The organism is Martinezella lusitana (assembly GCF_016901135.1).
Classification (GTDB): domain Bacteria; phylum Pseudomonadota; class Alphaproteobacteria; order Rhizobiales; family Rhizobiaceae; genus Rhizobium; species Rhizobium lusitanum_D.
In genome coordinates this window covers 447,490-470,162 of record NZ_JAFEVL010000045.1, presented here as the reverse complement: position 1 = coordinate 470,162, position 22,673 = coordinate 447,490, and the positions used below count along the sequence as shown (strand labels likewise).

At 60.5% G+C, this 22,673-nt stretch carries 21 protein-coding genes and 1 pseudogene; 13 read left to right on the top strand and 9 right to left on the bottom strand.

Annotated elements, in window-relative coordinates; translation table 11 throughout:
- Nucleotides 1-18: 18 nt before the first annotated feature.
- Nucleotides 19-579, bottom strand: coding sequence for an FMN reductase (msuE, locus tag JTP94_RS18020; RefSeq protein WP_204851839.1), 561 nt, complete (start codon nt 577-579; stop codon nt 19-21).
- 304 nt (nt 580-883) lie between these two features.
- Between msuE and JTP94_RS18015 the strand changes: the two genes are divergently transcribed.
- Complete coding sequence (locus JTP94_RS18015; protein WP_204851838.1) at nt 884-2,323, top strand: family 16 glycosylhydrolase; 1,440 nt, start codon at nt 884-886, stop codon at nt 2,321-2,323.
- 29 nt (nt 2,324-2,352) lie between these two features.
- On the opposite strand, the gene JTP94_RS18010 is transcribed toward JTP94_RS18015, so the two are convergent.
- The 8 genes from JTP94_RS18010 to htpG all read right to left on the bottom strand — a co-directional run bounded on the left by JTP94_RS18010 (nt 2,353) and on the right by htpG (nt 12,223).
- Nucleotides 2,353-3,663 carry an HlyD family type I secretion periplasmic adaptor subunit gene (locus JTP94_RS18010; protein ID WP_204851837.1) on the bottom strand — a complete coding sequence of 437 codons (1,311 nt, stop codon included), beginning with the start codon at nt 3,661-3,663 and terminating at the stop codon, nt 2,353-2,355.
- A 2-nt stretch (nt 3,664-3,665) separates the two neighbouring features.
- Entirely contained in the window at nt 3,666-5,399 is a 1,734-nt protein-coding gene (locus JTP94_RS18005; RefSeq protein ID WP_204851836.1) for a type I secretion system permease/ATPase, read from the bottom strand.
- Between the two features lie 341 nt (nt 5,400-5,740).
- Nucleotides 5,741-6,514 carry a siderophore-interacting protein gene (locus tag JTP94_RS18000; protein ID WP_204851835.1) on the bottom strand — a complete coding sequence of 258 codons (774 nt, stop codon included), beginning with the start codon at nt 6,512-6,514 and terminating at the stop codon, nt 5,741-5,743.
- 192 nt (nt 6,515-6,706) lie between these two features.
- Nucleotides 6,707-7,765: a 4-oxalomesaconate tautomerase gene (locus JTP94_RS17995; protein ID WP_204851834.1), complete on the bottom strand. Its 1,059-nt coding sequence runs from the start codon at nt 7,763-7,765 to the stop codon at nt 6,707-6,709.
- Nucleotides 7,758-8,429 carry a 4-carboxy-4-hydroxy-2-oxoadipate aldolase/oxaloacetate decarboxylase gene (locus JTP94_RS17990; RefSeq protein ID WP_204851833.1) on the bottom strand — a complete coding sequence of 224 codons (672 nt, stop codon included), beginning with the start codon at nt 8,427-8,429 and terminating at the stop codon, nt 7,758-7,760. Before JTP94_RS17990 ends, JTP94_RS17995 begins: the two co-directional genes overlap by 8 nt.
- Nucleotides 8,430-8,431: 2 nt before the next feature.
- Nucleotides 8,432-9,394, bottom strand: a complete 963-nt coding sequence (locus JTP94_RS17985; RefSeq protein WP_204851832.1) for a VOC family protein — start codon at nt 9,392-9,394, stop codon at nt 8,432-8,434.
- A gap of 23 nt (nt 9,395-9,417) precedes the next feature.
- Nucleotides 9,418-10,152, bottom strand: coding sequence for a PIG-L deacetylase family protein (locus tag JTP94_RS17980; RefSeq protein WP_204851831.1), 735 nt, complete (start codon nt 10,150-10,152; stop codon nt 9,418-9,420).
- A gap of 184 nt (nt 10,153-10,336) precedes the next feature.
- Complete coding sequence (gene htpG, locus JTP94_RS17975) at nt 10,337-12,223, bottom strand: molecular chaperone HtpG (RefSeq protein ID WP_204851830.1); 1,887 nt, start codon at nt 12,221-12,223, stop codon at nt 10,337-10,339.
- A gap of 308 nt (nt 12,224-12,531) precedes the next feature.
- On the opposite strand from htpG, the gene JTP94_RS17970 reads away from it, so the two are divergent.
- The 12 genes and pseudogenes from JTP94_RS17970 to JTP94_RS17915 all read left to right on the top strand — a co-directional run bounded on the left by JTP94_RS17970 (nt 12,532) and on the right by JTP94_RS17915 (nt 22,653).
- Complete coding sequence (locus JTP94_RS17970; protein WP_204851829.1) at nt 12,532-13,416, top strand: AraC family transcriptional regulator; 885 nt, start codon at nt 12,532-12,534, stop codon at nt 13,414-13,416.
- 158 nt (nt 13,417-13,574) lie between these two features.
- Nucleotides 13,575-15,770 carry a TonB-dependent siderophore receptor gene (locus JTP94_RS17965; protein ID WP_204851828.1) on the top strand — a complete coding sequence of 732 codons (2,196 nt, stop codon included), beginning with the start codon at nt 13,575-13,577 and terminating at the stop codon, nt 15,768-15,770.
- Nucleotides 15,771-15,871: 101 nt separating this feature from the next.
- Nucleotides 15,872-16,027, top strand: coding sequence for a hypothetical protein (locus JTP94_RS17960; protein WP_204851827.1), 156 nt, complete (start codon nt 15,872-15,874; stop codon nt 16,025-16,027).
- Between the two features lie 17 nt (nt 16,028-16,044).
- Nucleotides 16,045-16,917, top strand: a complete 873-nt coding sequence (locus JTP94_RS17955; RefSeq protein ID WP_204851826.1) for an ABC transporter substrate-binding protein — start codon at nt 16,045-16,047, stop codon at nt 16,915-16,917.
- Entirely contained in the window at nt 16,901-18,901 is a 2,001-nt protein-coding gene (gene fhuB / locus JTP94_RS17950) for a Fe(3+)-hydroxamate ABC transporter permease FhuB (RefSeq protein ID WP_246755033.1), read from the top strand. Before JTP94_RS17955 ends, fhuB begins: the two co-directional genes overlap by 17 nt.
- A complete protein-coding gene (locus JTP94_RS17945) occupies nt 18,898-19,950 on the top strand; it encodes a siderophore-interacting protein (RefSeq protein WP_246755031.1) in 1,053 nt (350 codons plus the stop codon). Before fhuB ends, JTP94_RS17945 begins: the two co-directional genes overlap by 4 nt.
- A gap of 334 nt (nt 19,951-20,284) precedes the next feature.
- Nucleotides 20,285-20,494 carry a cold-shock protein gene (locus JTP94_RS17940; protein ID WP_037192391.1) on the top strand — a complete coding sequence of 70 codons (210 nt, stop codon included), beginning with the start codon at nt 20,285-20,287 and terminating at the stop codon, nt 20,492-20,494.
- 116 nt (nt 20,495-20,610) lie between these two features.
- Nucleotides 20,611-20,904 (top strand): cold-shock protein, encoded by a 294-nt coding sequence (locus JTP94_RS17935; RefSeq protein ID WP_204851824.1) that lies wholly within the window; start codon nt 20,611-20,613, stop codon nt 20,902-20,904.
- 101 nt (nt 20,905-21,005) lie between these two features.
- Nucleotides 21,006-21,184, top strand: a pseudogene (gene rpsU, locus JTP94_RS35575) (30S ribosomal protein S21).
- Between the two features lie 47 nt (nt 21,185-21,231).
- A complete protein-coding gene (locus tag JTP94_RS17925; protein ID WP_204851823.1) occupies nt 21,232-21,462 on the top strand; it encodes a hypothetical protein in 231 nt (76 codons plus the stop codon).
- A 664-nt stretch (nt 21,463-22,126) separates the two neighbouring features.
- Nucleotides 22,127-22,309 (top strand): hypothetical protein, encoded by a 183-nt coding sequence (locus tag JTP94_RS17920; RefSeq protein WP_204851822.1) that lies wholly within the window; start codon nt 22,127-22,129, stop codon nt 22,307-22,309.
- 170 nt (nt 22,310-22,479) lie between these two features.
- Nucleotides 22,480-22,653, top strand: coding sequence for a hypothetical protein (locus tag JTP94_RS17915; RefSeq protein ID WP_169055465.1), 174 nt, complete (start codon nt 22,480-22,482; stop codon nt 22,651-22,653).
- Nucleotides 22,654-22,673: the final 20 nt, after the last annotated feature.

Sequence of the window (22,673 nt, the reverse complement as noted above, 5' to 3'; positions counted from 1 at the left end):
CGGACCGCCTTTCAGGCACTATTCCGCAGCAACAAGCACCCTCACCGGATGCGGAAAGAAGGCGGCAAGCTCGCCGACGACTTCATTGATCCGGTTGGCGAGCGGCTCCGAGGAAACCTTGTAGTCGGTGAAATCGCGATCCGAGGCATAGACCGCTGTCGGCAGCGTGTGGGCCATGAAGAAGCCGAAGAGCGGCCGCAACTGGTGTTCCACCATCAGCGCATGACGGTCGCCTCCGCCCGTCGCCGTGATGATGATCGGTTTGGCGCGCAGCTCATGCGGATCGATGAGGTCGATGAGATGCTTGAAGAGCCCCGGATAGGATCCCTTGAAGGTCGGCGAACCGATGACCAGCGCATCCGACGAGACGATATCATCGATCACCTTCCTGGCCTGATCGTCGAGGTCCTTGCGCCATTGTGCTGCGCCGAGCGAGGGGCCGACATCGTGCAGGTCGTAGACCTTGCTGGTGAAACCATATCGGTCGCCCGCGAGATCGGCGACGGTCTGGACCAGTGCGTAGGTCTTTGATGGTCGGTTGAAGCTGCCGGCGATGCCGACCAGTTTAGGCGCACTCATTCTCATCCCTTTCCGAACGTCGGGCACGTTTTCGTTGATGCGAATATTGTCCACAAAAATGGTAGATTAAAAGAAACGACGATCTCTCGTTGGTCGCAAAACCGAAAATCTCTTCTCTACGTGCCGGAGCCGCCCGTCCCGGTTGATCAAAAATGCGCGATGTCCAGCCATTTCGGTCACACGGCGGAAAAACTTGCCGCGCGGCACTGGGCGAAAAAACAAAGCACGCTATCTGACGCACATGAGCGTGGAGGAATATTAGGTCTGTGGAGGAGACAGCCCGGCACACAGGAAGAGGTTTGCGATGCCCAATTCGGTTTTGAATGCCCTAGGCCAGCCGCTATACTACAGCGATACGTCGACGGGTTTCTTTTCGGCCACGGGCTCCGGCCCGACGCTCTACGGTACCAGCGGAAATGATTCGATGTGGGGCGACAGCTCCGTCAACGTGACGATGATGGGCGGCACCGGCGACGATATCTACTACCTCTATTCGAGCCTCAACCACGCCTATGAAGCACCCAATGCAGGGGTCGATACCATCAACACCTGGATGGATTACACCCTGCCCGACAATTTCGAAAACCTTACGGTGACCGGCAACAATCGCCATGCCTATGGCAACAGCGCCGACAACATCATCACGGGCGGCAGCGGCAGCCAGACCATTGACGGCGGCGCCGGCAACGATGTGCTGACGGGCGGTGGCGGGGCCGATACCTTCATCGTCACCAAGGGCAACGGCAGCGATCTCATCACCGACTTCAGCGATGACGACAAGGTGCGCCTCAACCAGTACGGCCTGACCTCATTCGACCAGGTCGTCAGCCATACCAGCCAGGACGGCGCCAATCTGCATCTCGATCTCGGCAACGGCGAAAGCCTGGTCTTCGCCAACAAGACCGTTGCCGATCTGCACGAGGATCAGTTCCAGCTCGGGCTGGACAGATCCTCATTGACGCAAACCTTTTCGGATGATTTCAACACGCTCTCCCTGCATGAGGGAACGCAGGGCACCTGGGATGCGAAATATTCCTGGGCGCCAGACAAGGGCAGCAGCCTGAACGACGAGCTGCAATGGTACATCAATCCATCCTATGCGCCGACGGCATCCGCAAATCCGTTTTCCATCTCTTCCGACGGTGTTCTCACCATCACGGCGAAACCGACGCCCGACGCATTGAAGACAATCACCGAGAACCATGACTACACCTCCGGCATACTGACCACCCATTCCACCTTCTCCCAGACCTATGGGTATTTCGAAATGCGCGCCGAGATGCCGCATGACCAGGGCGTCTGGCCTGCCTTCTGGTTGTTGCCGGAGGACGGCTCCTGGCCGCCGGAACTCGACGTTGCGGAAATGCGCGGCCAGAACCCGAACACGGTCAACGTGACGGTTCATTCGAATGCCACCGGCGAGCACACGATGACGTCTATTCCGGTGGAAGTGTCGAGCACCGACGGCTTCCACAATTACGGCGTGCTCTGGGACAAGGATCAGATCACCTGGTATTTCGACGACGTCGCCGTCGCCCATGCCGCTACGCCCGCCGACATGCATGGTCCGATGTATATGATCGTCGATCTCGCCGTCGGCGGTGTGGCGGGCGAGCCGGCGAACGGGCTTCAGAACGGATCCGAAATGAAAATCGACTACATCAAGGCCTATTCACTTGATGACCATACGACGCAGCTCGCTGCCTCGGCCCAAACAGCCCATACGTCGGACTGGCATATCTGAGAAGATCAAGAGTAGCTTTCAGCGGCACCCTAATCCTCCTTGAATGCCCGCCTGATCTGGTCGGTCATCGGCTTCGTCAGATAGGCCAAAATGCTTCTCTGGCCTGTCTGCATGAAAGCCTCCACCGGCATGCCGGGCAGCGGCGTCAGCTGCCCCAGTCGGTCCCATTCCTGCTTCGGCAACCTTGTCCGCACGATATAATAGCTCTGGCCCGAACGTTGATCGGTCGCCAGATCCGCAGAGACGGTCTCCACATGCCCGTTCAGCTCCGGCGTAATCCGTTGATTGAAGGCGGGAAATCGCAATGAGACCGGCTGTCCGACGGCGATCTGATCGATATCCTGCGGCGCGAGCTTCAGCTCGGCCACGAGCGCATCCTTGTCGGGAACGATCTGCAGGATCGCTTCGGCCGGGGAGATGACCGCGCCTTCGGCATGCACGCCCAGCTGATCCACGATACCTGCCTGCGGCGCCCTGATGTCGATCCGCTTCAGATCGTCCTCGGCGGCGACCAGGCGTTCCGAAAACTGGCCTGTGTCACTTTCTGCCTGGCGCAGCTGATCGGAGACCTGCGAACTCTGATCGGCATCGATCTGCAGAATCTGCAGTTCGGTTTCCGCGATCTTGCCCCTGGTCTGGGCGATCGACGATACGAGATTGCCGAGATCGCCGTTCAGCGAAGCGCTCTCCCGCTGCAGGGAATAGACTTTGGTTGCCGAAATGATGCCCTGGCTGAGCAGCCCCTCGAGGCTGCTAAGCTCCTTGCCGATCAGCCCAATCTCGTTCCGCTTGCCCTGCTCCTGCGCGACAAGACCCTCGATCTCCTGCTTCAGCTGCTGAATTCGCTCGCGCAGCTGCGATTTCTGGCCCTCGCGTGAAGCCTGCCGGTCTCGAAAAAGCCGCCGCTCGCCGTCCAGAATGGCCCCGACATCCTCGTTGTCGGCAGCAGAGAGCAGATCGGCAGGAAAGGCGATCTCATCCTTGCCGTCGCGCTCGGCGACCAGACGCGCCGTGCGGGCGGACAGTTCGTTGAGGCGCTTGCGGATGATGGCGAGGTTGGCTCTGGTTTGCGTGTCGTCTAGCCGCAGGAGCACTTGGCCTGCACCGACATGATCGCCATTCTTCACGAAGATCGCGCTGGTAATGCCGCCCTTCAGGTGCTTCACCGGCTTCACGTAGCTGTCGACGACCAGGCTGCCGGGAGCAATCACCGCGCCGGAAATCTTCGTTGCGGCCGCAAGACCGCCCATGACGCCGAACAATAGCAGGATGGCGGCCACCACGAGCAAGGACAGGCGGCGGATGGCGCGTTCGGTTGAAGGTGATGGGCTGTCGTTCATCCTCATACTTCTCCGCCAGCAATCGCAAGGGCTGCCGTCCCGACCTGCTTGGGCGGCGGACCAAGGATCTCCTTCTTCGGCCCGAATGCCTGCATCTGGCCGCCGGCAACGATCATCACCTTATCGGCGGCGGCAAGCGCGCTCGGCCTGTGAGCGATGACGATGGCGATGCCGCCGCGCTCCCGCACACCCGTCAGCGCCGCGGTCAGGCAAGCCTCCCCTTCCGCATCGAGGTTCGAATTCGGCTCGTCCAGCACCACCAGGAACGGATCCCCGTAAAGCGCGCGCGCCAATGCGATGCGCTGCCGCTGGCCGGCTGAAAGCCGCGAGCCGCCCTCGCCGATCACCGTATCGAATCCATCGGGAAGCTTGACGATCATGTCGTAGACGCCGGCAGCCTTTGCAGCTGAGATGACCGGCTCGGGCTCCATATCCCTATCGAAACGGGAAATGTTGTCCGCAATCGAGCCGTCGAAGAGAGCGACATCCTGCGGCAGATAGCCGATATGCCGGCCAAGTTCGTTCGGCTCCCATTGCGATAGCGCTGCCTTGTCGAGCCTGATGGTGCCGATCGCAGCCGGCCAGAGGCCCGTGATCGCGCGCGCCAGCGAAGACTTGCCCGATGCACTCGGACCGATGACACCCAGCACCGTTCCCGCCGGTACTTTGAACGAGACGTTGCGCAGGATGAGATCGCGGCCGCCCGGAGAGGCAACGCTGATATTCTCGACGCTGAGTTCGCGCGCTGGTGCCGGCAGGGTGAGAGCGTGCTGCTCGGCCGGTGCGACATCGAGGAGCGTCGCAAGCCGCGCCCAGCCCTGGCGTGCGGCAACGAAGCCCTTCCATTGACCGATCGCAAGCTCGACGGGTGCCAGCGCCCGCGTCACCAGGATCGAGCTCGCGATGATGATGCCGCCCGTCGCTTCCTGACGGATGACGAGGATCGCGCCGACCGCCAGCACCGCGGATTGAAGCATCATGCGCGCCATCTTTGCCGCGATCGTCAGCGCTCCGACGATGGAACCCGCGGCCGCCTGATGCTTCAGGTAATCGTCATTCATGACAGCCCATTTCTCGGTCAGTCGGCCGGCAAAACCCATTGATATCGCGGCCTCCCAGTTTCGCCGCGCGGCCTGCGCGAAGCCGAGACGCAGCGCAGAGGACTTGGCCGCCTCCAGGGTTGGCTGTCGCGACAATATTTCCGCGAGCAAGGTTATGCCGACAAGCAGGACGGCGCCGCATAGGGCCGTGACGCCGATCCAGACGTGGAATAGGAAGCAGAGGATCAGGTAGAAAGGCATCCAAGGCAGATCGAAAAGCGCCGTCGAGCCGCTGCCTGACAGAAACGAGCGGATCTGCTCAAGATCGCGAACCGATTGCAACCCGTCATCCGATGTCTGCCTTTGGGTCGGCAGGAACAAGAGCGAGCGGAAGACCTTTCGGTTCAATTGCTCGTCTAGCGACATGCCGATGCGCGCAAGCAGCATCGAACGCAGCAGCTCCAGCACTCCCTGGAAGAGGAACAGGGTTGCGACGATGATGACGAGTCCCGACAGTGTCGGCAGGCTGCGACTGGGAATGACCCGGTCGTAGACCTGCAGCATGAAGAAGGAGCCGGTCAGCGCCAGCACGTTGATACCAGCACTCGCGAGCGCAATACTGAAGAAGGCCTTGCGCAGCGACGACAACATCAGCGAGACGAATGTTTGCGGTGGTTCTTTCGGGACGGCAGGCACTTCGCTTCGATCCTCAACATCGGCCGTCGCGTGCGGCAGGGGTTTGCGCGACGTTCGTCGGCACCGCCTCCCGCTCGGCGCCTCGAACCTTTAAAGTGGCCGGTGATGACTTCGCCACCATTTCCGCTTCGCGCCTAACCTTCGGCGATCCCACGCAATTTAGGAAGTCGAAATCTGCCCCGGCTTCAGTCTCGGTGAACTCAATCTTAGCATTGAGCGTCTTGTCCTTTTACGGAACAGCTGTGCCATCAGATGGGGCAGGAACATCCGCCGGCAAGATGAGCCGGCCTTCATATCAGGATTGGCAGGCGGTTTCTTGCAGCCGCCTGCCATATCGACGCCTAGTCGAATTTCTCGGTCGTGTCCGCCTTGCCCTTGACCCAGTAGCCGGATGCCTTGATCCAGCTCAGGGGATAGCCGCGTTCTTCGACGAGATAGGTCCGCAGTGCACGCGTCACCGAGGCTTCAGCGGCAATCCAGACGAAGGTGCCGGGCGCGAGCTCGACCGATTGGAGAACGGCAATCAGCGCAGACGCGTCGGTCGCCTCCGACAAGGGCCGATGCTCCCAATGAGTCTTCAGCTGGGCATCCGTTTGAAAGACCTGATGCTCGGCATCACCAGCAACCGCCATGATGGCCGTGATGTGTGCATCGCTGCCGGTCTCCTCGATGCGACGGCCGATTGCCGGCAACGCCGTCTCGTCGCCGACGAGCAGCCAATTCTTGATGCCGCCGGAGATAACAGCGGAACCGCGGGGACCGCCGATCTCCAGCCTATCGCCGGGGCGGGCGCCAAGCGCCCATTGAGTGACCGGTCCTGCTTCATGAATGGCAAAATCGATGACGAGCGTGTGGGCATCGGTATTGTAACGGCGAGGCGTATAGTCGCGCCGCTCCATCTCTTCACCAGAGCCCGGCACGAGAACCTTGATGTGATCGTCGGGCGCCAGGCTGACGAAATCGGCAAGATCCTCGCCGGCAAGTTCGATGCGCAGCATTCCGGGCGTGATCTTTTCGACGTTGGAGACGGTCAGGGAACGCCGCTTCAGCTCATGGCGCACGCGCTCGATCTTCGGAGCCGAACTATTCGGATTGGAGGTTTGGGGGTTATCCATCTGTGTCCTTTCGAGGCTCTTAAACCTTGATCTGCAGGACATAGTCGCGCAGATCGAAGCCGCAGAGCCGTTCGATCATACGCGTTGAGTGACGTTAACGCTTACGTGGCCGGATACACCCGGCCATTTCGGGTTCCTCTATAGGAGAAGAACGCACACTGCGCAATGAAAAGATGAAAGTGAAACTCAAGTTTATAACGTCGGAAACACGCGGCCATCGAACAATTTTCGCGCTGTCCTGACCGTTCCCGCCCCCTTGATCGAACCTCTGTCGTCGAGGTCCAGGAAAACCTCCATCAGACCCGTTGGATGCTCAATCAGATAGCGTCCATCGACCGGATTGACGGCCAGAGCCGCAGCCGGGCTTCGGGGCAGGCGCGTGGCCGTCGCAACCGTGATTGCAGCGAGAACGCCGACGGAAGCATGGACCCGATGCGGGATGAAACTGCGCGTCGAGATCGCGCCGCCGTTCTCAGGCGCCGAGACCAGCGTCATCTTCGGCACGGAGGCGGATGTCACGTCGCCGAGGTTCATCATCAGCCCGGCCTTGCGGCGAATGGCCTCGACCCGCGAGCGAAGCACCTCATCTGCCTCCAGCGCCTCGCGGCTCTCCTGCCCCGTCAGCCCGAAATCCGCCGCCCGCATGACAATGCAGGGCATGCCGTTGTCGATCAGGGTCGCCTCTATTCCATCGATAACATCGACCTCGTTCCCTGTCGGCAGCAACGCGCCGCACATGGAGCCGGCGATATTGGTGAACAGCAGGGGAATGGCAGCATGGCCTCCCGGAACGCCGGCAATCTCGGTCTTTCCGGCGTAATTCACCCGGCCGCTCGGTGTTTCGATGCGCGCAACGGCGACCTCGCCGGAATTGAGCATGTTGATGCGGACTTCTGTCACGTCTCCGGTCGTCTTCACCAGCCCTCGTTCGATGGCGGCAGGCCCGACGCCGGCCAGAATATTGCCGCAGCCCTGCACATCGCTGACGACGGGCTGATCGACAAAGACCTGCAGGAATAGGTAATCGACATCGGCATCGTCGCGCGTGGAAGGCGACAGGATGGCCACCTTAGAGGTCAGGGGATCGGCACCGCCGATACCGTCTATCTGACGCGGGTCCGATGACCCCATGACCTTCAAGAGCAAAGCATCCCGTTCTGCCGGGTTCGAGGGAAGATCCTCGGCAACAAAATACGCGCCCTTGGAGGTTCCGCCGCGCATCCACAGGCACGCAATGCCGTCCTCATACATATTTCAGCCCCTTGGCTGATAGGGTCTGCCGCATGTCGTAGATATCGAGCCCCAGCTCGCCGGCGGCGAGACGCTTGCGCTTGGCGTCCTCGTTCGCCATCCGCTTTTCGGCGGCAGCTGCCACCACTTCCGCCTCGGCGCACTTCACGACACAGACGCCATCGTCATCGGCAACAATGACATCGCCCGCCTCGATGAAGGCGCCGGCGCATACCACTGATACGTTGACGGAACCAACCGTCTCCTTGACCGTACCCTGGGCGGAGATCGCCTTCGACCAGACCGGAAAACCCATCTGCGTGAGATCGCGAACGTCGCGCACGCCGGCATCGATGACGAGCCCCTTGCATCCGCGCGCCATGGCTGAGGTCGCCAGCAGATCGCCGAAATAGCCGTTGTCGCAAGGCGATGTCGGCGCCAGAACGAGAATGTCGCCCGGCCTCAGCTGCTCGATCGCCACATGCAGCATCCAGTTGTCGCCGGGGGGCGCTGAGATGGTGACGGCGGAACCGGCAATTTGTGCACCGGCATAGATCGGCCTGATATGGCTGGCGAGCATGCCCTTGCGCGCCTGCGCCTCATGCACGGTCGCAACGCCGGCTTTCGCCAGGCGTTCGATCACCTGCTGTTCGGCCCTCGCGATCTGCTGGACAACAATTCCCATCGTCAGTTTCCTTTCTTGTCCAGCGGCGGTGTACCGTGGGTATGGAAGGTCTCGATCGTCTTCAGCCCCCAAGCCTGCCCCTTCTTGCGCTCGCTCTCCGTCCAGACCACGGGTTGCCAGTCGGGCGCCAGGATCAACCGCGCGCCGGAATTGGCGAGCTCGACGCGATTGCCGGCCGGCTCCCAGACGTAGAGGAAGAAGGTTCCCTGGATCGCGTGTTTGTGGGGTCCGGTCTCGATATGAACGCCGTTTTCGAGAAAGATGTCGGCGGCACGCAATATCTCCTCGCGGCTGTCGGTGGCATAGGTCACGTGATGGAGGCGTCCGTCCCCACCACCATGCTCCTCGGTGCAGGCAAGGTCGTAGGTCTTGTTGTTGATCGTGAACCAGCAGCCGCCGAGCCGGCCATTGTCGAGCTCAATCATCTCGGTGACACGAGAGCCGAGGCATGCCTCCATGAAACGGCGAAACTCGGCGACATCGGCAGCCAGGAGGTTCAGATGGTCGAGCCGGCGTGGATGGCATCCCCTGGCGTGATAACGCTGGGTAAGGTTCTTCAAGGCCGGCTTCTCATGCTCCGGCGGCGAATAGCGAACCGTGTCCCAGTAGATCTCGAACATATGCCCGAACGGATCTTCGAAGCGGAATGCCCGCCCGTGGCCGAGGTCGCCGTCGACCCAGCCGAGCACCTTGTAGCCGCTCGCCTCGATCGCCTTCACGCGCCGTTCCAATGCCGCGGGCGAGGAGGTCCGGTAGGCGATATGTCCAACACCCGTCGTGTGATGCTGGGTAAGCTTCAGCGTATGGAATTCATAGTCGTCCCAAGCCCGCAGGTAGGCCGAATACTCGTCGCGGCCGGCGAGCGTCAGGCCATAGACGTTGACGAAGAAATCCAGGCTCTCTTCGAACCTGTCCGAATAAATCTCCACATGCGCCAGATGCGCGATGTCGAAACAGGGTTCCATGCAATGCTCCTCCCGAAAGCTCATCAGAGCTCATCGACCGTGCGGGGGAAGACAGACTGGAAACCCTCGGCATATTGCGTCGCGCGACCGCCCGACTGGCCGCCGGAATTGCGCTGGAAATGGTTGGCCCGGTTCTGCGCGACGCGAGTGTAGAATTCCCAGAGGTGCTCCTGGCCTTCCATGCACTCGATCGCCGCCCGCTTCTTCTCCCAGACCGAGGTGATATCGAGGAAGACATCCGGCTTCCAGCCCATCTGCTCGGTCTGATGCGGCTCGAACAGATAGAGCTGCGGCGCACCGAGCACCTTCTGACCCGGATTATGGCCCCAGGCCTGCGCGATCATGCGGGCTTCGAGGGCGACCTGGGTCGCATACATATGGTCGGTATTGTAGGGATCGTAGTGCGAGTGGCTGAGCATGAAGGCCGGCTGCACGCTCCTGATGACATCGGCCAGGCAGTATTTGTCCTCGTCCGTCAGGCGTAGCGGATAGTCGCCGAGGTCGAAGCTGATGAGATCGTGGACGCCGAGCGCCTGTGCCGCCTTTTCCGATTCCGCCTTTCGCGCCGCCTTGACCCGCTCCAGCGTCATGCCCGGCTGCTTCCAGAGCTTTGCCGACTCGCCGCGTTCGCCGAAGGAAAGGCAAACGACGGTGACCTTGTAGCCCCGCTCCGCGTGCAGCGCGATCGCGCCGCCGCAGCGCCATACGAAGTCAGCAGCATGCGCGCTGATGACCAATGCAGTCTTTTCTTCCGACATGGGAACTCCTTCCGAACGACAGCGATTTCACGCCGCGCGGCGCAGTTTGCCAATTCGGATTTCGTGCCCTGGCGATAAGTTTTGGCTATAGCGACCCGCTCTGTCGAACGTATTCAGCCTTCCCGACCGCACTCGAAAGATCCGGGCCGGCACGGCCTCATCAAAGCCGTGCCGGCCCTATCGACTACTGCAGTGCCTTTTCCATCACCCGCGCCAGACGCTCGGCAAAAGCGCGCGGATCGGCCGGCTTGTCGCCATCCAGCACGCGCGCCTGATCGAGCAGCAGGAATGCCGCATCGTCGCGCAGCGACGGTGCGTCGACCTTGGCGGCGATGGCCTTGACCACGGGATGATCCATATTGATCTCGAGGATCGGCTTGGCGCCGGACTGCAGGCGGCCGGCGCCCTGCAGGATCTTCTCGAGCTGCCGGTCGTAGCCCTGTTCGGAGGCGACAAGGCAGACGGCGCTTTCGATCAGGCGATCGGAAGCGCGAACGTCCGACACCTCATCGGCAAGCTTTTCCCTCGCGAAATCGATGAAGGCCTGCACTTCGGCGGGAGCGCTCGCATTTTCCGCCTTGTCTTCATCCAGCTTCTTGAACTGCGCGAGATCGGCGGAGCCCTGCGTGATCGACTTGAAGCTCTTGCCCTCGAATTCCGGCGCGTTCGTCACCCAGAAGCTGTCGACGGAATCCGTGAGCAACAGTACTTCGATGCCGCGGGCGCGGAAGCCTTCGAGCTGAGGCGATGCCTTCAACTGCTCCAGGCTGCCGCCGACGAGATAGTAGATCGACTGCTGGCCTTCCTTGGCGTCCTTGACGTAGTCGGCAAGCGAACGGTAGCCGTCTGGGGAGGCTGTCGTGCGGAAGCGCGACAGCGCCAGCAATTGCGTGCGCCGCTCGAAATCCTCGTAGAGGCCTTCCTTGATCAGGCTGCCGAAATTTTCCCAGAGCTTCAGGAAAGCGTCATTATCGCTTTCCACCAGCTTCTCGATCGCCGTGATGATGCGGTTGGTGACACCCTTGCGGATCGCCGACAGGATCGCGCTTTCCTGGATCATTTCGCGCGAGACGTTGAGCGGCAGGTCGTTCGTATCGACAAGACCGCGCACGAAGCGGAGATAGCGCGGCAGCAATTCCGCCTCGTCGGTGATGAAGACCCGCTTCACATAGAGCTTCATGCGGCCCTTGCGATCCGGATCGGAGAGATCGAATGGCTGCGAGCCCGGCACGAAGGCGAGAGCGGAATATTCGTGGCGGCCTTCGGCGCGGAAATGCACCGTCAGCGCCGGCTCGTCATACTGGCCGGAAACGCCGCGATAGAAATCCGTGTATTCCTCGCTGGTGATGTCGTTCTTCGACTTGGTCCAAAGCGCGGTGCCGTCGGTCAGCTGCGTGGGCTCAGCACCGGGCGTCTCGGCGATCTTGATCGGCACCGGCACATGGCCAGACTGCTCCTTGACGATACGTTCCACCGTCCAGCGCGATGCATAGCTCTTGGCATCGTCCATCAGATGCAGCGTGATGCGGGTACCGCGAGCGGGAGCCTCGCTTGCATCGATCGGAGCGACGCTGTAGCCGCCCTTGCCGTCGGAGGACCAGAGCCAGGCATCCTCGGCGCCGGCGCGGCGGGAGACGACATCGACCCGGTCGGCCACCATGAAACAGGAATAGAAGCCGACGCCGAACTGGCCGATGAGCTGGGCGCCTTCGCCCTGCTTGTTGGCCTCGATGCGCTCCATGAAGGCGCGGGTGCCGGAGCGGGCGATCATTCCGAGCGCCTCGATCAGCTCGTCGCGACTCATGCCGATACCGTTGTCCTCGACGACGAGCTTACCGCCATCGCCGTCGAGCGTCAGCAGGATGCGGCTGTCGGGATCGTTGGCGAGCAGCGCGGGCTCGGCGATCGCTTCATAGCGCAGCTTTTCGCAGGCGTCGGCCGCGTTCGAGATCAGCTCGCGCAGAAAGACGTCCTTGTCCGAATAAACCGAGTGAACCATCATGTGCAGAAGGCGGGCAACGTCAGCCTCAAAGACGTGGCTCTCAGCGGTATTTTCTGCGGTGGTTGTCATATGCGTCTAGTCTCCTGGGAATATTGAAAGTCGCGCCGAACAGGTGGCGGAAGATGGGGCAAATTTCAAGCGTGCGTTGTCGCTTCATGCGCTAGCGGCCGGATGATTTTCCCTCTCATCAAACACAATCGTCCATCCGGCACAATGTTCCGGCCGCGCGATTTGTAGCGCCGGAACGAGGCTTCTTGCTAGCCAAACCTGACGGTGATGAAGGCCGCAATCACCCAATTGCCAGCGGCATGGCTCTGATATAATAACTTGAGTTTAATCTGAAGGATTATCCCGCGGAGCAACGCCGGAAGCTACGAATGACGTTTCAGCCAAGAATGCAAAACAAGATCGGCGGCTTCTCCGTCATCGGCGGTGTCCATCGCCGCCAATGGAATGGCATCGTTGCCGACATATGGAACGTCAACTGCGCGGCGCAAGCCGGCGGATACTATATCTCCCAGGATCCGCGGCTGTTCATCCTGCTCGACCAACGCGGCTCGGGAGCGACGAACGTCCGGCTGTCACCGCGCGCGCAAGGGCGTCCGCAGGATTATGATCATGGCCGGATTTCCTACATTCCCGCTGGCATGGAGCTCTGGGCCGATCTTAGCGGCATCGAATTCGTGCGACATCTCGATATTCATTTCGATACCGAAATCATTGGCAGAAGGCTGATGGAGGACATCGATCCCGCGCAGATCGACCATCCGCGACTGCATTTCAGCGATTCACGGCTGATAGCGCTCGCTGAGCTGATCGCCGCCGAATGCGAGAATCCCGAGCCGCTCCACGATCTCTATGGCGATGGTCTGACGCTCTCCCTGCTGATCAATGTGCTGCAATTGCGCGCGCCGCAACCGCGTCGGCGCAGCGCGCTTGCGGCCTGGCAGCTGCGCCGCGCCGTCGACTACATCGAGGAAAATTGCGTGCGCAACATCCGGCTCGAGGAGCTTGCCTCCCTCACCGGCCTGTCACAATCGCATTTCAGCCACGCCTTCAAAGCCTCGACCGGCTTGCCGCCGCACCAATGGCAGACGCAGGCCCGGCTCGAACGGGCCAAGCACCTTCTGTTGAAGAACGAGATGCCGCTGACGACCGTTGCCGTCGAGACCGGCTTTGCCGACCAAGCGCATTTCACCCGTGTCTTCCGCAAGAATGTCGGCGCTGCCCCGGCCAGTTGGAAGCGAAGCCGGCTTGCCTGAAAACCACAGTTCGCGAGCAATTGTACGCGTCGCGGAGAATTGCCCAAAAACATTCAATTTCCCCAGCAACGGACAAGCCGCGCCGTTAAATATGAGTTAACTGCTCATCTTATTGAGGGATCGGCCGCCCTGGCCGAGCAGGCGTAAAATCGGGACATATGACGGAAATGCTGGGATCGAAGAAAGACCAATCGAAGACGCGTTTTTTGGCGACGGGCGTAGCCATTGCAGCGCTGCTGGCGGGTTCGCAGCTCATGGCACAGGAAAGCCCCACGGAATTGCAGCCCTTGGTCATCCAGGGTGCACAGCAGAAGAGCGAAGATAGTGGTACGGCCCCGGTTAAGGGCTATGTCGCCAAGAAGACGACTTCGGGTTCGAAGGCCGATACGCCGATCACCGAGGTGCCGCAATCGGTGTCCGTCGTCGGCCGGGAGGAAATGCAGGATCGCGGCATTACCAACAAGGTCGACGAGGCGCTGCGCTATACGCCCGGCGTCACCACGCAACCCTTCGGCAATGACGGCGATACCGACTGGTTCTATATTCGCGGCTTCGATGCGACGCAGACCGGCGTCTTCATGAACGGCCTGACGCTCTACAGCTATGGCTTCGGCGGCTTCCAGATCGATCCGTTCATGCTCGAGCGCGTCGAGGTGCTGAAAGGTCCCTCCTCCGTGCTCTACGGCGGGTCCAACCCCGGCGGCCTCGTCAACATGGTGCGCAAGGAGCCGACCGACGATCCCTCTTACTACACCGAGATCGGCATCAACAACCTCGGCAACGCTTTCGTCGGCTTCGACTTCTCCGACAAGCTTTCGGCGGATGGCGTCTACCGCTACCGATTGACCGGCAAGATCGCCGGCGGCGATACCTATAGCGACGGTACCCACGACCTGCGTGGCTTCATCATGCCGCAGGTGACGATCTCTCCGGATGAATCCACCAAGCTTACCGTCTACGGCATGCTCAGCGGTCTCGACGAGATTCACACCGGCAACGGTTTCTTCCCCTATGTCGGCACCGTCGTCGATGCGCCCTTCGGCAAGATCAAGCGCGATGCCTTCTATGGCGAACGCAGTATCGACAACCTGAAATATGCCCAGCAGATGCTCGGCTACGAGTTCTCGCACGACTTCGACGGCGGCTGGACCGTGTCGCAGAATGCGCGCTACGGCCATCTCTACAAGCGTGAGGAAGGTCCGTATCTGAACGGCTATGTGGATGGCAATCCGCTCAGCCCGTCCTATGACGATCCGGATTACATGCTGAACCGCATCGGCTTTTTCGAACGCTCGAAGGTGGACACTTTCTCGGTCGACACGCGCGCAGAGAACAAGTTCGACACCGGCCCCATCAGCCATGATTTCCTGATCGGCACCGACTATTCGATCTACCGGCTCGACCAGATTCAGGCCTGCTGCGGCTCCAACCCGATCAGCGCGACCAATCCGGTCTACGGCACGGCGCAGGGTACAAACTTCGTCTATCTCGATCAGGTGCTGACGCAGCAGCAACTGGGCATCTATACGCAGGACCAGATGCGCTTCGGCGGCGGCTGGCTGCTGACGCTCAACGGCCGTTACGACTTCGTCGACACCAATTCCGACGCGACGGTCGGCACGACCTACAGCTCGAACGAAAATGCGCCGAGCGGCCGCGCAGGCCTCGCATACGAGTTCTCCAACGGCATCACGCCCTATGTCAGCGCCGGCACCTTCTTCAGGCCGTTGGTCGGCACCAGCGTCACCGGCGGCGGCCTGACCTCGGAAAAGGGCGAGCAGTATGAAGCCGGCGTGAAGTACGAGCCCGATTTCATCGACGGCCTGTTCACGGCATCCGTCTTCCAGATCGACCGCAAGAACATGGCCCTGACCGATCCCGTCACCTTCCTGCAGCGGCAGATCGGCGAGGTCCGTTCACGCGGCGTCGAATTCGAGGGCAAGGTCAATCTGGACCAGAACTGGAAGCTGCTCGGCTCCTACTCCTACACGGATCTCGAAATCACCAAGGACATCGATTCTTCCGTCGTCGGCAATTCGCCCTACCTCGTGCCAAACTCCACCGCCTCGCTCTGGCTCGACTATGCCTTCACCAGCGATGCGCTTGACGGTCTGAGCATCGGCGCCGGCGTGCGTTACCAGGGCAAGTCCTGGGCAGACGAGGCCAACACCCTGCGCGTGCCCTCCGCGACGCTCTTCGATGCCGGCATCCGCTACGAGAAGAAGGGATGGGGCGCCTCGCTCAACGTCGCCAATCTCTTCGACAAGAACTACGTCGCGGGGTGCGCGGGGGAAAATGTCTGCGGCTATGGCGAGGCACGGACGATTACCTTCAAGCTCAGCAAGAAATGGTAAGTTGATAATAAAAGTATACTTTATTTCCGAACCGTGGCAAAGAGCCGAGGATTGCCGAATGGCAATCCTCGTCCTCGTTTGAAACCAAAGGCGATGCAACCATGCCTCTCCCCAAACTCGCCGATATCGGCCGCGTCATCGCCGAAGGCGATCCCGCAACCATGATGACGGCGGAGCGGTTGCAGCGAATTTTCAGCGTCGGCATGGGCGCGTTTTCCCATCCGCAACGTCACGAACCGATCCCCTATCTTCTATGACTGTGCAAAGCGATCATATGCTGTCGCGCCGACGGTTCCTGGCGACGGTCGCAGCCGGCGTGATCACCGGTTTGACGCCGGCGCAGGCAGCGGCGAGCCCGCGCGTCGCGACACTCGATTGGGCCATTCTGGAAACCCTGCTCGGCATCGGCGCCAATGTCGTCGCCGGAACCGAGCTTCTGCAGTTCCGGGATGTCGCTGTCACGCCTTCCGTGCCGTCAGGTGTCGCCGATCTCGGCCTGCGCGGCACGCCGAATTTCGAAGTCCTTTACGCCGCCAAGCCCGACCTGATCTTCAACTCCAATTTTTATGCCTGGGCCAATGATCGCATGCGCCTGATCGCCCCGGTCGAAAGCCACGCCGTTTATCAGCCGGGCGCCAGCCCCTATCAGCTTTCGGAGCAGATGACGCTCGCGCTTGGTGACCGGCTTGGGCTGGCCGCCGGCGGCGCGCTCGTCGAGGCCACGCAGACAAAGCTCGAGGCCTATCGCGGCCGGTTCAGCAAGGGCGACCACCGGCCAATCCTGCCGATCAATCTCGGTGATGCCAGACATTTCCGTGTCTTCGGCTCCGACAGCATGCTCGGCGAAGTCCTGACCCGCACCGGCCTTACCAATGCCTGGCCTGATCTCACCAGCTATTCGGCAACCGCCCCGGTCGGGATCGAGCGTCTGGCCGCCATGCCGGAAGCGTGGATCGTGCTGATCCCGCCGCATCCGGCGGATGCTTTTGCCGAGCTGCAGCAAAGCGCCTTCTGGAAGGCGCTGCCGCCGGTACAGGCCGACCGCGTCCTTCTGCTCGGCTCGATCAACCCCTATGGCGCGCTGCCGGCAGCCGGACGTTTTGCCGATCTCCTTGCAGGAGAGCTTGCCCATGCATGGAACGGTTGAGCGGCCCGGCATCGTCAGACGCAAGCCGCTGGCCTCGAGCGGGGCTGTTCTTGGCCTTGCCTGCATCCTCGCCTTCACCCTGCTGGTCGCCCTGCGTCCGCAGCTCGCCCCCGATATGACCGGAGCGACGGTTCTCAATCGCATCCTGCTTGTCGACAGCCTGCTGCCGCGCTCGGCCATCGCGCTCATTGCGGGGGCTGCTCTCGGCCTTTCCGGCGCGCTGTTACAAAGGGTTCTGCGCAACCCCATCGCCGATGCATCGACACTCGGGATCGCCGCCGGTGCGCAACTCGCAATGACGATGGCGTTGGGTTTCTTTCCGCTGCTGATCGGACTGCCGCGTGAGATCGCGGCATTTGCCGGCGGGCTCACCGCGGTCGTGCTGGTACTGGCCCTGAGCTGGCGCCGCGGCCTCGATCCGGTGACGGTGGCGCTTTGCGGCATGATGGTGACGTTGGTGGCCTCTGCACTGAGTGTCACCATCATTCTCGCACGCGGCGAATACGCCATGTCCATCTTCATCTGGGGCGCGGGCGCGCTGAACCAGCAAAGCTGGGACGGCGTCATCGCGCTTGCCCCACGCCTCGCCATAGGCCTCGCCGCCGCTGTCGTGCTGATCCGTCCGCTGACCGTCATGAGCCTCGACGATAACAGCGCGAAAAGCCTCGGCCTCGCATTGCATAGCATTCGCCTTGCCATTCTGGCGCTTGCTGTCTGGCTCTCCGCCTCGGTAACGGCCCAGGTCGGGATCATCGGCTTCCTCGGTCTTGCAGCACCGCATCTCGCCCGGTTTTGCGGCGCGCGGCGCACCGGGCAACTGATGATCGCCGCGCCGCTCGCCGGCGCTGGCCTGCTGTTCCTCACGGATTGCGCGGTGCAGCTGCTGTCGCCAGGCTTTTCGGACCTTGCCCCGACTGGTGCTGCAACTGCTCTGCTGGGAGGGCCGCTGCTGCTTCTGCTCTTACCGCGACTGCATTCCGGCAACCCCCTTCGTGCCGACAGCGCCCCGCGCGCAGGGCAAAACCTTGCCGCACCTCACCGGACGCTGATCCTGCTCGCCGTCGCCTTCGTCCTCCTGATTGTCTTCGTGCTATCGGTCGGTCGCAGCATGGATGGATGGCAGGTGGCGACAGGCAGCCGGTTCTGGGAGCTGCTGCCTTTCCGCCTCCCCCGCGCCGTTGTTTCCGCCGCCGCCGGCGCCATGCTGGCGGCGGCCGGCTTCATCATGCAGCGTCTCACAGGCAATCCCCTCGCCAGCCCCGAAGTGCTCGGCGTCAGTGCTGGTGGCGGCGCGGGCCTGACCGCGGCCCTCTTCCTCTTTGCCTTTCCCTCGCCAGTGGTCATGATCACGGCCATGACGCTCGGCGCGCTCATTGCCTTCCTCCTCATGCTGGCGATCAGCGCTCGCGGTGGCTTCGGGCCGGAGCGGCTGCTGCTGTCGGGAATAGCGATCGGGGCGCTGTCGATGGCGATCGTCACGGTCGTTCTCGCCCGTGGCGATCTGCGCGGCTATCTTCTGTTGACATGGCTTTCGGGCTCCACCAATCGCGCCGGCTCCTTCGAGGCCTGGACAGGCGTCATTTCGGCCGTTGTGCTCATTCCGTTGCTGCCGATATTGCGACGCTGGTTCGACATCCTGCCACTTGGCGGCGACGTCGCGCGCTCCGTCGGCCTGTCGGTTGCGATGAGCCGGCTTGTACTTGCAATTGTTGCCGCCCTCCTGACCACTATTCCGTCTTTCCTCGTCGGCCCGCTCAGCCTGACCGGATTGATCGCGCCGCATCTCGCCCGCCTGATTGGATTCCGCAGCACTATGAAGCAATTGCTCGCCAGCCTGTTGCTCGGCGCGATGCTGCTGACGGCGGCCGACTGGCTGTCGCGAGTGGTTATCTTTCCCTACGAGGTTCCGGTCGGCCTGTTCGCGGCCTTGATCGGCGGCCCGTATCTCATCTGGTTCCTGACCCGCAAGGAGACAAAGCAATGATGCATGCAAGGGATTTCACGGCTTCCGGCGTCGCCACACATGAGGATGCCGGACAACTGCTGGAGCAATTCTGCGAGCGTTTTGCCGAACACGTCAAAGTCACGCGGAGCGCTTCGGGAGCTCGCCTGGAGACCGTCATCGGCAGCGCCGACATCGCCGTTTCGAGCAACCGTCTTGACATCAAGCTGCGTTGCCCGACTGCGGCAATGCTTTTCACCATACGCAGCATGGTGGCGGAAAACCTCTTCGAGTTGTCGGCTGGCAATGCGCTTGATCTCAATTGGGCCGATGGACCGCAGCCATCAGCCATTCCCAACTTTCGGGAGATCAGCGTCGTCGACGCATACGACGTCACCCCGCACATGCGCCGCGTCGTTGTGGCGACCGACGATGCCAAGCATTTTGTCGATGGCGGCCTGCATGCGCGGCTCCTTATTCCGCCGAAGGACCGCGAGCCGGTCTGGCCGCATACCGAGCCGGATGGCCGCATCCATTGGCCCAAGGGCGATGACGCGCTGACCATCCGCGCCTACACGATCCGCAGCATCGATCTTGGCCGCGACCAGATGAACATCGATTTCGTCGTCCATGATGGCGACAACGTCCCCGGCGCAACATGGGCGTTGACCGCCCGGCCTGGCGATCGCGCCGGCCTCATCGGCCCGGGCGGCGGTGGCGTGCCGGCGGCGCGCAAACTCATTCTGGCCGGCGACGAGACGGCACTGCCCGCGATCGCCCGCATCGCCGCGGCCATGCCGGTCGAAGCGGATCTGCGCGTTTTCCTGGAAGTCGCCGATAAGCACGAAGAACAGCCTTTGACCTCCGACGCGTCGATTGATGTCACCTGGCTGCACCGCGATGGTGCGACAGCAGGAACGACCGGCGCGCTCGAACGCATCTTGCGCGATATCGTGCCTGCGTCCGACCCCGAAACCTATGTCTGGGCCGCCTGCGAACAAAAGGAAGCTCGCGCCATCCGTGCCTTCATGAAAGGCGAGACGGCCAGGGAGCAGACCAACTTCAGCATTGCCGCCTATTGGCAGCGCTGAAGGTCGGCACCAACTGCGGCTCCTGCCGCACCGAGATCCGCGGGATCATCGACACATGCCTTGCGACCGAGTAGGTGTAGCGGGCACCCATGGCGACTGTAAATCAAGGGTTATTTTCATTTATTGTATCGGAGCGGCTGCCGGTTGGAATCGTCGATCATAATGCAGCCTTGCCTTCGCCTTGTTTCAACACTATGTTAATAACGTCGATCTTGCTTGATGATCTTTGTTAGCGCGGAAGCGCAGCCGAATTTTCTTTCAATTTTGGTCGTGATACTGCGGCAAATGGTTTGTCGCGGAGCGAAATTCTATGTCTAATTGAAAGGAAATCGTCATGAGTTCTGGAACTGTAAAGTGGTTCAATAGCGCCAAAGGTTTTGGCTTCATTCAACCTGAAGACGGCGCAACGGATGTGTTCGTTCACATTTCTGCTGTTGAGCGCGCAGGTATGAATTCTCTCGCCGAAGGCCAAAAGGTCGACTACGAGCTGGTGCGCGATCGCAAGACCGGCAAGAGCTCTGCCGACAATCTCAAAGCTATCTAATTGTCATTCGTCATGCTGACCACGGATGTACTGGCAGCAAGGATTTGATTGGCAGGGAAAGGTCGGGGTTAAGCCCGGCCTTTTGTATTTCCGCAGCCCATCAGTGAGGGGATACTATGAGCAGAATGAAGTATTCGGCTGGAGACATCGTGGTCTTGAAAGCGGATCTCACTCGGCTGAAAGCAGCCCCAAGGACCTGCCGCATTATAAGCATGCTCCCCTCCGACTCCGCCGAGGCGTATTATCAGGTTCGCTTCACGCATGAGAGCTTTGAACGCCGCATCTCAGAGGCGGACATCGAGCAGGTTTGCGCGGATCCAGTTGCCGACAGCCAAAACTCAACATCAGCAAGACCGGAGCCTTGGCTGAAACCCCTTACCGCGGGAGGCAAAAAACAAGCCTTCAGATAGGGCATAGAGCGCCATATTGTGCGCTACAGGAAGGGTTGATTTGCAAGTTTTTGTAAAAGGACAATGATATCGATCAAGCATTGCGCGTACTAAAGAAGAAGATGATCCGAGAAGGTATTTTTCGCGAAATAAAAGTGCGTTCAGCCTATGTGAAGCCTCCGAGCAGCGTGTTCTAGAGAAAGCGCAAGCCATTCGCCGGCACCGCAAGATGATGCGCAAAAAGCTACAAAGAGACGGCCTGCTGCCCAAGAGCACCCGAAGCCGGACCCAAACTCGTTAATCTTCGACCACCCTCCCCAATTTACTGCTATGCGCGAAGGAGCGATCATGACAGCCACCAAGGAACAATTCTTCAAGAAGGCGGCGTCTCTCACCAACGACAAAGCCGCGACGACTACCAGCATGTCAAAAACCATCGTGGCGGCGGAAAACTCCGCTCGAGAAAAGAAAACCGAGGCGTTGCGAACTCTTCGCCTGCAACAGGAAGCCACGGAAGCACCGAAAACGGCCAGGTTGGTTAAGGAAAGAAAAAAGCCCATGCGGCGTGGCCGGGCGTGACATTGCAAGAGAATATCGCTTAGCCACTAATGGACAAAGCAATCTCGCTTACCCATGCGCTAAAAGCCTAAACGTTCACGTCTTTCCATGTCCTTGACATTAAGAATGGCGCAATAGGTCTTTGCTTCCTTCTCAGTCAGAACGTTCAATATCCAATGCGTGGGCTCCGCAGCCCTTCCCGTGAAGACATCGTACACAGTCCAGGTACAATCACGCTCCTCACGAATGCCATACCTGAATGTAAGCTTCGACATGGGCCACCGAGAAGGATGGGGGCGGAGCGTTTTCCGTGTCGCATCGATCTCAAGTAGTTTATCAGCCATTTGAGGTTCGGAGAAGACGGATACTCATCGTCTCTTTAGCTGTATCGAAAAAACTTCCAGAAACCCCGCATAGATGCGCGCTAAATCGAAATAAATTTCTCCAGTACTTGCATTCGACGGAATAACACCCTACATCCGTGAAGTAACATTGCTGGTGAGCGCTGACGAAATTTGACGCTCGCGATGTTTTAGTCGTTTTCCTCTTTTGACCACGGATGTACTGGCATTGGTGCGAGGGCGATGTGAGGAAGGTCGGCGCGGTTTCGCTCCGGCCTTTTTTGTTGTCGGCAGCTCCAGGAGGCAACATGAGTGCGTTTAGAGTCAATCGGCCAGAGCAACGCTTGTCCAGAGCCGAAAAAGCGGCGATTGCCACGAATGATTCAGCACGGACCATCATTCAAAACGAAGTCGTTGCGCGTGAAAGCAAGACGGAACGCCTCCGCCAGGAAAGATTGGCCAGGGAAGTGTCGGACCCATCCGTTGAGAAGCCGAAGCAAAAACAGGGCCGCAAGCCGAAAGGCTAGTTGACCGTCAACCCCGTTCACTGGCGTTGCAAGTCTGGGACGTTCCGCAGAGCAGTCGGAATACTGCTGGCCCCATATTCGGAAAACCTGGTAGCGCTGAGCGCTCACAGCCATAGGCTTGACTTATTGACCTCACTATGAGAACATAAAGTGAACATATGGAGATATCCATGAGCAAAGCTGAACAAGTCATAGAGCGTGCCATGACCTTTGTCGCGGTCTCGAAGGCGCTTCGGGAGCGCGAGCAGGAGCGGCTCGCCAATTGGAAACGCCGTGTCGACATCAGCCGGCCGCTACCACCCTTGCCGCGTGCCGTTCAGCTTTCATTGAAACTTGATAGCTGAAGCAGCAGGCGTGGTAACAG

Bases quoted from the DNA above. Each gene is read 5' to 3' on its own strand.
- msuE (WP_204851839.1), bottom strand. From the start codon at position 579: ATGAGTGCGCCTAAACTGGTCGGCATCGCCGGCAGCTTCAACCGACCA.
- JTP94_RS18015 (WP_204851838.1), top strand. From the start codon at position 884: ATGCCCAATTCGGTTTTGAATGCCCTAGGCCAGCCGCTATACTACAGC.
- JTP94_RS18010 (WP_204851837.1), bottom strand. From the start codon at position 3,663: ATGAACGACAGCCCATCACCTTCAACCGAACGCGCCATCCGCCGCCTG.
- JTP94_RS18000 (WP_204851835.1), bottom strand. From the start codon at position 6,514: ATGGATAACCCCCAAACCTCCAATCCGAATAGTTCGGCTCCGAAGATC.
- JTP94_RS17995 (WP_204851834.1), bottom strand. From the start codon at position 7,765: ATGTATGAGGACGGCATTGCGTGCCTGTGGATGCGCGGCGGAACCTCC.
- JTP94_RS17990 (WP_204851833.1), bottom strand. From the start codon at position 8,429: ATGGGAATTGTTGTCCAGCAGATCGCGAGGGCCGAACAGCAGGTGATC.
- JTP94_RS17985 (WP_204851832.1), bottom strand. From the start codon at position 9,394: ATGGAACCCTGTTTCGACATCGCGCATCTGGCGCATGTGGAGATTTAT.
- JTP94_RS17980 (WP_204851831.1), bottom strand. From the start codon at position 10,152: ATGTCGGAAGAAAAGACTGCATTGGTCATCAGCGCGCATGCTGCTGAC.
- htpG (WP_204851830.1), bottom strand. From the start codon at position 12,223: ATGACAACCACCGCAGAAAATACCGCTGAGAGCCACGTCTTTGAGGCT.
- JTP94_RS17970 (WP_204851829.1), top strand. From the start codon at position 12,532: ATGACGTTTCAGCCAAGAATGCAAAACAAGATCGGCGGCTTCTCCGTC.
- JTP94_RS17965 (WP_204851828.1), top strand. From the start codon at position 13,575: ATGACGGAAATGCTGGGATCGAAGAAAGACCAATCGAAGACGCGTTTT.
- JTP94_RS17960 (WP_204851827.1), top strand. From the start codon at position 15,872: ATGCCTCTCCCCAAACTCGCCGATATCGGCCGCGTCATCGCCGAAGGC.
- JTP94_RS17955 (WP_204851826.1), top strand. From the start codon at position 16,045: ATGCTGTCGCGCCGACGGTTCCTGGCGACGGTCGCAGCCGGCGTGATC.
- fhuB (WP_246755033.1), top strand. From the start codon at position 16,901: ATGCATGGAACGGTTGAGCGGCCCGGCATCGTCAGACGCAAGCCGCTG.
- JTP94_RS17945 (WP_246755031.1), top strand. From the start codon at position 18,898: ATGATGCATGCAAGGGATTTCACGGCTTCCGGCGTCGCCACACATGAG.
- JTP94_RS17940 (WP_037192391.1), top strand. From the start codon at position 20,285: ATGAGTTCTGGAACTGTAAAGTGGTTCAATAGCGCCAAAGGTTTTGGC.
- JTP94_RS17935 (WP_204851824.1), top strand. From the start codon at position 20,611: ATGAGCAGAATGAAGTATTCGGCTGGAGACATCGTGGTCTTGAAAGCG.
- JTP94_RS17925 (WP_204851823.1), top strand. From the start codon at position 21,232: ATGACAGCCACCAAGGAACAATTCTTCAAGAAGGCGGCGTCTCTCACC.
- JTP94_RS17915 (WP_169055465.1), top strand. From the start codon at position 22,480: ATGAGCAAAGCTGAACAAGTCATAGAGCGTGCCATGACCTTTGTCGCG.